The organism is Photorhabdus temperata (assembly GCF_025384845.1).
GTDB classification, from domain to species: domain Bacteria; phylum Pseudomonadota; class Gammaproteobacteria; order Enterobacterales; family Enterobacteriaceae; genus Photorhabdus; species Photorhabdus temperata.
In genome coordinates, this window is sequence record NZ_JAJAFX010000094.1 from 1 (window position 1) to 7,753 (window position 7,753).

Below are 7,753 nucleotides of genomic sequence, written 5' to 3' on the forward strand. Positions count from 1 at the left end.
GAATCCCTCACCCAAAAAGACCGAAATTACCACAACCCCAATTATGCCTTGCAGCATAACGCAACAGATTTTGCAGCAGAAAACAGCACGCCATTTCACATTTTCGAAAGTTACGGGCGTTTTCAAAAAGACAAAGAGGGCATTCCATTTACCCAGTACCGGCTGGAAGCTTTACGTGCCGACAGCAAATCAGGGCAAGCGGACAGTAACTGTATTCGATTAATGCCGGGCAGGATCTTCACATTAACCCACCACCCGATTGACGCCATGAACGACCGCTGGCAAGTCGTCTCTTCCCAACATAAAGGGCATGTGCCCGCCGTTTTGGGTGATGGCGGAGCCGGCACGACCCTCCACTCACAGACCCGGTTTATTCCCGGCCGCAACGACTGGCGTCCGCCCTACCGCTATAAACCCCTGGCTGACGGCGATGAAGTCGCCACGGTTGTCGGGCCGGGCACGGAAGAAATTTATGTGAATAAAGAGGGGGCGGTTCGCGTTCACTTCCACTGGAACCGTTACGACGCGCCTGACGACCAGGCTTCCTGCTGGGTACGGGTAGCACAAGGCTGGAATGGCAACGGATTTGGCTTTCTGGCCACACCGCGAGTCGGCCAGGAAGTGATTATCGCCTATCTCAACGGCGATATTGACCGCCCCATTATTACCGGATGTACCTATAACGCGCTTAACCGTCCGCCGCTGAATTTACCGGCGGAAAAGACCCGCACCACCTTCAGAACCAAAACCCATAAAGGTAATGGCTTTAACGAATTGCGTTTTGAGGATGAAAAAGAGCGGGAAGAGATCTATATCCATGCTCAACGTGACCAGCTGATCCAAATTAACCACGATAAAACCCAAAAAATAGATCACGACGAAAGCCACACGGTCATGAACGACCGTCGGCATAAAATCGGCAATGACGAATTTATCCGTATCATGAATGAACAACATATTCAGGTGGATAAAAATCAGTTCGAAACCATTGAGAAAGACAAAATCACGCGGATTAACAATAGCTGGAAAGAAGAGATCTACGCTTCCCATTTCCAACAAATTGGTGAAAATAAACAGAGTGATATCAAAGGCCATTACCAATTAAATGTCGTTAAAGGCATTCACTCACACACCAAAATACATACCCTGCAAGCCAGCGATACATTGATCCTCAAAGGTAAAGCCGGCAGCATCACCCTGGATGCTCAGGGCATCACATTAAACGGCAACATCTTTCTAAAAGGCCCGGTGGTAGTGCAAGGCGGCAGTGCAGGTACCGTACCCACATTGACCGGTGCGGCCAATGAAGGCCAGCCCATTGCTCAGGATTGCAAAGGAAAAGCCGATGCACAGAAGGAAACCTCAGAGTGAAAATGCCGTCTTCGCTTGATTTATATGATTACTGGGTGGCCAATTACACCTACCAGGCGATGGGTAATGAACACCATCCTGCCGGACAATACTCAGCTAAGGCGTTAATCTATGCCCCGACTCAACATAAGGCATTAACCCATTTGTGGGATTACGTTATTGGCCCGGGAATAACAAACGGTCAAGACCAAGCGATCATCTCCTTACAAACCTATCTGGAGGAAAGCCCCCAGCCTGAATTACGGTTGATACGGCATATTCCACAGATAAGTGATAAACAACCCGTTATAGTTGTCCAACAGGAAAATTTAGATCTCCCTATTCCCGCCGTGCGGGGTGATCTGATATTGACACAAACCACTGACAGGCCAGTTTGTGAAGATAACGAGCATCTCTACGCAGTGATTGATGCGGCGGTCTATCAACAGACCGGGCGATTTATCATTCCTGATCTGTTCGCCTCCTCTTTACGCTGGCAAGGGTTATTTAAAGGTGAAACCCAGGTTTCACTGGAAGACAGCGCGCCTTATCTGGTTGAACTGAGTAAAGACAGCGACAATCCGCCAGAACTACAGCGATACATGATGAATACCGATAATCGGGCGAAACTGAGCCTGTTTATTCAGAGCGGGCAGCCTTTTGAAATAGTGTTAAATCATCTGCGCAAATTTGCCTATCTGAAAAACGAACTGACTCAGACGTGGTCGTTTTTTCGTTTTTATCACCCCAACACACTGACGACACTGCTTAATACCCTATCTGACGGGCCATTAGCCCATTTTATGCAGGGTATTAATACCGTGTGGTTCTATGGTGATGAACCGGATACCCATCACATGATCACCCTCACTGAAAACATCCGACAGGCAAAACCCGCGCCTGTTACTCTCAATCGCCGCTTATGTGAACTTTTTGATCAACAGGCGCAGCAACGCCACATACTTAAAGCCATTGACTTTATTAATGAAAATCTGGCTGAACGCTGTCAGGTGAATAAAAACACCCTGCCTGCTTTTGTTTTACAGCAGACTAATCTGGCCTATTTACAGGGCCTGACGCAACAGCGGGCCATACTCTATTACGTTGCCGCCAAGTGTTTAATGCCAAATGATGAAGTTCACTGGCAACAGCTTTGGGAATCAACCGGCTCGCAAACAGAAATACAGGCAATACGGGCACATTCACTTTTTGAACAGTGCGACACACTGACAACCAAGGAAATGTTATGACAACTGACATTCAGGACCGCTTCGACAAATTGATAGAAAAAGCTTACGAGCTGTTCCCGCAAAATCTTGAAGTCGATAATTATGTTCAGCCCTGTGACTGCGACATTAAACCGATTTACCCGGTTCGTTATGCTTATGTGAATTTTTTCGGCAAAGAGCTGGAAAAACCAGCGGCACCCCCCGATATCCACACCCTGATGTTCTCCACATCAATCGAGAAGACCCAAGGCTACGCCGCCCGCCTCCTGCGGCCCGGCTGGATATATATCAAAGAAGAAGCCCCGCTTACCGCTCGCGGCAGCAAAGCCCGGGGCCTCCTGCATATCTTTAAATACTGCGTGTCGGAGCAAGAGGTTAACGGCAAAAAACAGCGGGTTGAGAAATTTAAAAAATACAGGTTCCTCAACCGTAAAGACGCCAGTGAAGGGCTGATCCCTGAGCCGGGCATTCGGGGCGAAGGTCACCCATTCCTGTTTGTCGCCAAAGATGTCATCAATATCAGTATCGCCTACAGCGAACATCCGTGGCACTCCTCAGTACTGGATAAAATGAACGGCAGCCTGGAACTGCGGCAGAAAACCATGCAGTTCATCAATCTTGAACAGGAGCAGTCTCCCTTCGCCGTTAAAGCTTCAGTCAAGTACTTCCGTAAGCTCATCGTCGATTACAAAATCCGCCAGGAGCAGTTTGCCGACATCAAGGCCATCATGGAAAAAGACATCAATGAACTGGATTTGGCGACCGTCAGGATTGATGCGCTGACCACACAGGAAAGCTACGAAATGGATGCCGACACAATTATCCGGGAAATGAACGGTTATCTGCACCTGCACGAACAGGCACGGATTGTTATTCTGCATGACCCGGTGGGCCGCCAGCGGGATATCGCCGAAGCGTACTCTATCCTGCATCTGTGGCAACAGAGCTACAACGCCTCCAATATCTACCCGCTGACCATCGGTTTCTATGTCGAAAGGCTCAAAGCGACCAAAAACCCGGAACTGAAAAAGAAAATTGATGACAGTATCAATCAGGACCGCTGGGATAACGACTGGCCGAAACTGAAAAAAACCACTCAAGACTTTGAAGTCCGTCAGGCGATGTTGATGAAACTGTTTGAAGCTTTCGCGGACACCCCGGAGCTGAGTTATCAGGTCGGCGGGCTACAAAATTACTTTCACTACTTCTTTTCACTGCAAGATGAAAAAGAGGCGCGGGAAGAAGAAGACGCGCAGGAGTTCCAATTTTTCAGTGAAATCCTCTCCGGTCTGCTCGGCAACCTGCAATCTTCCCGCCCCGGCCAACAGGTTTTGGCAAAACTTGCCGCCAAAGAGTCGGACAGCAACGGGGATGGCAACTTCTGGCGCACCATTACCGGCAGTATTATCACCGTACTGAATAACGACAAAGTCAAATCACCGATGCTTAAGAGCCAGTTTATTCGCGGCGTCGATAATATTCTGCTGGGCATGGGGACATTTTTGGCAACCGTCTGTGCTGATCCCGGTCAGGCGATTCATCAGGGGGCAAATTACGTCCGGCAACTTCCCCAGAAAGCCATTGACCGGATAACCCAACACTTTGTTCCCGCCTTGTTATCTACGCTGGGCGTGGTAATTGAACCGGATGGCCGGGTGGCGCTCAGTGAACAGAGTTATCAGGAAGTGCTTAAACGGCTGGAATCGAAAACAAATCGTCACCTGCCAGATCCAGCGGTACAGACACAGGCTATTGGGGAGCGAATAATTAACTGGAGCAAACGTCTGGGATCACTCGGCGACAAACCGGTGATAACCCTGCCGGAAGTTAAGACCCTTGCAGACTCGCCGGTTCAGCTTTTTACCTTAGACGGGGCCGGTAAACCGTCCATAGGCTTACTGTTTGACTCCTCACTGACCGGCGTCAGCCTGTTTCTGAATGCCTTTACCCTGGCGGATGTGGCTATGCAGACAGAATATGCCCGCAACAACCCGTTACAGCCCGGACCGTCCTATATGAGCCTGCTGCGCTTTAGTACCGCGGTGATTGGTATGAGTGCCGATTTGACCTCTATTGGCTCGACGCTGGCGAGTAAGGTGAACTCACCCATAGTGAAGGTGCTGATGAACGGCATAAAAGTGCCTGCTGTCAATATCGCCATGGTCAATCAGTTCTCCCGTGTTGCCGGCAGTGTCGCAGGCTACTTAAGTGCACTTATCTCCTTCTATGACGCGAATAACGCTTTCAAAGTAGGTAATAGTGTAGAGGCTTACAGTGATATCGCTATCGGAACAGGTACCATTATCCTAACAACGGTAGGATTAGTCTTCTTTGCCGCCGGCTCCGTCATGACAGCAGGACTGCTGGCATGGCTGGCTGCGGGAGCCAGTTTGCTTATCGGTGGCAGTATTGTCCAGGCCAGCAGTGCCTGGTCAGATTTGGAGAAAGTGCTGAATAACTGTTTTTGGGGGGCAGGGAAAAAGTATGGTTTTTGGAGTGATGATGGAAGACCAACCATTTTAATACAACTTAGAACAGCCAGAGAAATGAGCAATAACACCCAAAATCATTTTGTTATCGAAAACCAGGAATTTTTAAATCTGTTTATTCAGCCACAACTGAAAATACAGCAGGGAGTTGGCGTCACGACCTATCGTTTTACTTTGCCTGCTTTTCAGATGAGTCTCTCAAATATCCGCAGGGTTTTTGTGACTCCGCCTAGAACTCCCTATTATTGGGAAGGAAAAATCGATTATATTGAGATTAACCGCCGCAAATATCTCCCTGACTCCTTCCGTAACACTAAATTTAAGGAAGCTCAGGAGCAGGCCAAACTGACCCTGAACGGCGATACCGCAACGTTGGAGATAACAGTCACGGAAACAATGGGCGTTTATTCCCGCAGTAGCGAATTGTACTGGTACTATGAACAATCAGAAAATGTCATCGCCCCTATGCGCTATCTATGGGGAGAAGAACTCACAGCAGAAAATACCATTAAGGGCAGTTTTGATGGAGAGCGCATATTATGAAGAAGCGATTGAAAAGCTTACTCAAAAAATGGTTTCCCACTATTCATCCACTACCAGCCAAACGACTGGCCCGTTGGGAAAAAGAACTTCTGGCCGCACCACCAGATATTAAGGATGAAGAAACCATCAAACATGTGGAAATACTGGACTACCTAAATGATAAAGAATGCCATATCCGCAATCCTCAACGCCGTTTTAGGAGTATTAATCTAATCCCAGTAACATTAGGGATTATCAGCAGTCTTATTTTTAACATTAATAATTTTATAAAAGAACGAAAAAGTGGTGAGGAAAATATTCATCATTGGGTTAATATAGTGAAAAAAGATTATGGCGATAAATTTTATCTACGCAATGATTTGCCAGATTATATGGAAGGTGCCCATTATATCGGCAATGATAAAGAAATCTCCCTGAGAAAATACCTGCATTACCGTTATAACTATTATGAATATAGTGATGATATTTTCATAACTGATATGACATTCCTTCTGCTCTATCTACTGATTATTCCACCTTTTGTTTATTGTGTATTTTTCTGGCAGAGACAGGCACCATTAATTATCGACCGTGAACGACAGATTTTTTACACTTGGTATAAAAGCAAAGCCTATGCCGCCCGTTATCCACAATTAGGTATGCTGGAAAAAACCAATATTCTGTATCTCAAAGTCTACGGACTGGATGAAAATAATAACCTTATTGAGCGTGTCTTTATCCCTAACGTCAGCAGCTATACTTTTGCCTTCTTAAGCAGTGGCAATGATAAAGCGCTGGCAGTAGCCTTTATGGTGAAATTCCTATTAAACGGCAAAGAAGCGGTCAGTAAAGTGGATTATAAACGCCGTGGGCCGCTTATTTGGTGGAGCAAAGATAAAAGACCCGCGGATTTAGACGCCCAAATTCCATTGATTTTGGCAGAATTGGATCGTTTAGGTCCCCCTGATGAAGATCTTTCCGAATGAAAGCAGCATTAAAAAGCTTACTTAAAAAGTGGTTTCCAACTATTCATCCATTGCCAGCCAAACGGCTGGCTCGTTGGGAAAAAGAGCTTCTGGCAGCACCACCAGATATTAAGGGTGAAGAAACCATTAAGCACGTAGAAATACTGGACTACCTTGATAATAAAGAGTGTCATATCCGTAATCCACAACGTCGTTTTAGGAGCATTAATCTAATCCCAGTAACATTAGGGATCATTAGTAGCCTTATCCTAAATATTAACGGATTTATCGAAGACCGTAAAAATGATGAGAGAGGTATTCATCAATGGGTCAATTTAGTAAAAGAGGAATATGGTGAAGAATTTTATCTACGTAATGACCTACCTGATTATATGGAAAATGCCCGTTATATTGGTAACGATAAAGAAATTTCCCTAAGAAAATATTTACATTACCGCTATAACTATTATCTATACAGTGACTATTTTTTTAAAGTCGACATAGGTTTCCTGTTGCTTTATCTGCTGATTATTCCACCTTTCGTATGGGCTGTATTTTTTTCACGCCGTCAAGCACCGTTAATTATCGACCGTGAACGACAGATTTTTTACACCTGGTATAAAGGCAAAGCCTATGCCGCCCGTTATCCACAAGTAGGTATGGCAGAAAAAACTAATATTCTGTTCCTCAAAGTCTACGGGCTGGACGAAAACAATCAACTTATCGGGCGTGGTTTTATCCCTAACGTCAGCAGCTATACTTTTGCCTTCTTAAGCAGTGGCAATGATAAAGCACTAGCAGTGGCTTTTATGGTGAAATTCTTATTAAACGGCAAAGAAGCAGTCAGTAAAGTGGATTATAAACGCCGTGGACCCCTTATCTGGTGGAGTAAAGATAAAAGACCTGCGGATTTAGACACACAAATTCCGTTGATTTTGGCAGAATTGGATCGCTTAGGTCCCCCTGATGAAGCATAAAATAACCAGCGAGAAAGCACTTAAATACCCATCTGTTCGGATAATGTTATTTTACGTACTGATTTCTTTTCAATTCTCTATTAATGGTTAATAATTTTCGATTAAATGAGATTAACTCTCCTTCTGAAAAGTTTAATTTATTCAGTTAACTCCACCCTTTATATAAAAACTTTAATATCTCTGCATTCGTGATTTTAGATGATTATGCAAGTTAGGTAAAT

At 45.6% G+C, this 7,753-nt stretch carries 5 protein-coding genes; all 5 read left to right on the forward strand.

Going from position 1 to position 7,753, the window contains the following annotated elements:
* Positions 1-1,371: type VI secretion system tip protein TssI/VgrG (gene tssI / locus LGZ99_RS22625; RefSeq protein ID WP_262979656.1), on the forward strand; the 1,371-nt coding region annotated here is incomplete at its 5' end.
* Between the two features lie 2 nt (positions 1,372-1,373).
* Positions 1,374-2,600, forward strand: a complete 1,227-nt coding sequence (locus tag LGZ99_RS22630; RefSeq protein WP_262979658.1) for a DUF4123 domain-containing protein — start codon at positions 1,374-1,376, stop codon at positions 2,598-2,600.
* Positions 2,597-5,611, forward strand: coding sequence for a toxin VasX (locus LGZ99_RS22635; protein WP_262979657.1), 3,015 nt, complete (start codon positions 2,597-2,599; stop codon positions 5,609-5,611). Before LGZ99_RS22630 ends, LGZ99_RS22635 begins: the two co-directional genes overlap by 4 nt.
* Positions 5,608-6,576 carry a hypothetical protein gene (locus LGZ99_RS22640; RefSeq protein WP_023046506.1) on the forward strand — a complete coding sequence of 323 codons (969 nt, stop codon included), beginning with the start codon at positions 5,608-5,610 and terminating at the stop codon, positions 6,574-6,576. The genes LGZ99_RS22635 and LGZ99_RS22640 overlap by 4 nt, the downstream gene beginning before the upstream one ends.
* Positions 6,573-7,532 (forward strand): hypothetical protein, encoded by a 960-nt coding sequence (locus tag LGZ99_RS22645; protein ID WP_023046505.1) that lies wholly within the window; start codon positions 6,573-6,575, stop codon positions 7,530-7,532. The genes LGZ99_RS22640 and LGZ99_RS22645 overlap by 4 nt, the downstream gene beginning before the upstream one ends.
* The last annotated feature ends 221 nt before the right edge of the window (positions 7,533-7,753 follow it).

Bases quoted from the DNA above. Each gene is read 5' to 3' on its own strand.
- LGZ99_RS22635 (WP_262979657.1), top strand. From the start codon at position 2,597: ATGACAACTGACATTCAGGACCGCTTCGACAAATTGATAGAAAAAGCT.
- LGZ99_RS22640 (WP_023046506.1), top strand. From the start codon at position 5,608: ATGAAGAAGCGATTGAAAAGCTTACTCAAAAAATGGTTTCCCACTATT.
- LGZ99_RS22645 (WP_023046505.1), top strand. From the start codon at position 6,573: ATGAAAGCAGCATTAAAAAGCTTACTTAAAAAGTGGTTTCCAACTATT.
- LGZ99_RS22630 (WP_262979658.1), top strand. From the start codon at position 1,374: ATGCCGTCTTCGCTTGATTTATATGATTACTGGGTGGCCAATTACACC.